At 64.8% G+C, this 1885-nt stretch carries 2 protein-coding genes; both read right to left on the bottom strand.

The features are described from left to right. Positions 1-1569: type I polyketide synthase (locus AWC27_RS14775; RefSeq protein ID WP_139837011.1), on the bottom strand; the 1569-nt coding region annotated here is incomplete at its 3' end. Positions 1570-1601: 32 nt separating this feature from the next. Beyond that, on the bottom strand, positions 1602-1885 hold a 284-nt coding region (locus AWC27_RS31150; RefSeq protein ID WP_169726797.1), incomplete at its 5' end, for an acyl carrier protein.

Raw genomic sequence — 1885 nt, 5'->3', positions numbered from 1 at the left:
GGTTAGGGCGGCGCGGTGGAGGTGGTGGGTGCGGGTGGTGGCCAGGCTGTAGGCCAGGTCGGTGAGGTCGAGGTGGGGGTGGTCGAGTAGGTGTTGGTGTAGGCGGGCGCTTTGGGCGTTTAGGGCTGCGGGGGTGCGGGCGGAGAGCGGCCAGATCCGTAGCGGCGACGGGTCTTTGGGTGTGGGAGTGGGATCGGCTGGTGGGGTGGGGGCTTGTTGGACGATGAGGTGTGCGTTGGTGCCACTGATACCGAAGGAGGACACGGCTGCGGTGCGGGGGTGTTCGGTGCGGGGCCACGGTGTGGCTTGGGTGAGGAGTTGCACTGCGCCGGCGGTCCAGTCGATGTGGGGGCTGGGTTCATCGACGTGCAGGGTGGGGGGTAGGACGGCGTGGTTGAGGGCGGTGATCATTTTGATCAGTCCGGCGGTGCCGGCGGCGGCTTGGGTGTGGCCGATGTTGGATTTGATCGAGCCCAGCCACAACGGCCGATCGGCAGGGCGGTCCGCGCCGTAGGTGGCTAGTAGGGCGCCGGCTTCGATGGGATCCCCGAGGGTGGTGCCGGTGCCGTGGGCCTCGACGACATCGACCTGGTGCAATCCCACACCGGCGTTGGCGGCGGCTTGGGTGATGACGCGTTGTTGGGCGGGTCCGTTGGGGGCGGTCAGGCCGTTGGAGGCGCCGTCTTGGTTGACCGCTGATCCGGCGATTATGGCCAGGACGGGATGCTGATGCCGGTGGGCGTCGCTGAGTCGTTCCAGCACTACGACTGCGGCGCCTTCGCCCCAGCCGGTGCCGTCGGCGGCGGCGGCGAAGGCTTTGCAGCGCCCGTCGGGGGCTAGTCCACGCTGCCGGGCGAACTCGATAAACAGCGCCGGACTGCTTATCACGGTGACTCCGCCGGCCAGGGCCAGGCTGGACTCGCCGCTACGCAGCGATTGACAGGCTAGGTGCGTGGCCACCAACGACGACGAACACGCCGTATCGATCGTGATCGCGGGGCCCTGCAGGCCCAGGACGTAAGCGATTCGGCCAGAGGTCACGCTGGTGGCGACCCCGGTCAGCCCATAACCTTCGGCGCCGTCTGCGGGGCCGGCTGCGGGTTGGGCCCAGGCTCCGGCGAAGACGCCGGTGTTGGTGCCTTCCAGGCTGGTGGGGTCGATGCCGGCGGTTTCCAGAGCTTCCCAACACACTTCGAGCAGGAGTCGTTGTTGGGGGTCCATGGCGGTGGCTTCGCGCGCGGAGATGCCGAAGAACTCGGCATCGAACCCGGCCGCATCCGCCACGAACCCTCCCGACCGCGTGTAGGTTTTGCCCACCGCGTCGGGGTCAGGGTCGAATAACCCACCCAGATCCCAGCCCCGATCGGCAGGGAACCCGCAAATGGCGTCGGTGCCATTGCTCACCAATTCCCATAACGCTTGGGGGGAATCGACTCCACCGGGCAGCCGACACGCCATCCCCACCACGGCGATCGGCTCACGCGACGCCGCTAACAGTTGCTTTAAACTCTCGTTCTCCAGGAGAGTTTTTCGAAAAGCCTGCGTTACCTTTTCTAATGAAGCTTCCATTGCATCCTTATTCTGAAATCCCGTCTATAGAGTCATTGATCGTCTAGCGCCGCAGCGACCATGTCGTCCAGACTCATGTTCGCGATATCAGGCTTCTTTTTCCGATGGATATCGGTATCGGCGTCATCCAGCATTAGTCGTTGCAAGACAGCCAATACATTGGCTTGCGCTAAGCGTTCGGCCGGAATTGATGCAACGAATTCTTGGATCTGTTTGACATGGTCGACGCTCGTGGGCGTGTGGGTGGTGTTGCCGTCTAGCTGGGTGAGGAGGTGGCGGGCGATGGCGGTGGGGGTGGGGTGGTCGAAGACGAGGG

This window comes from Mycobacterium szulgai (genome assembly GCF_002116635.1).
Lineage (GTDB): Bacteria > Actinomycetota > Actinomycetes > Mycobacteriales > Mycobacteriaceae > Mycobacterium > Mycobacterium szulgai.
The sequence above is the reverse complement of the archived record's forward strand: the minus strand, read 5'-3'. Positions and strand labels throughout refer to the sequence as shown.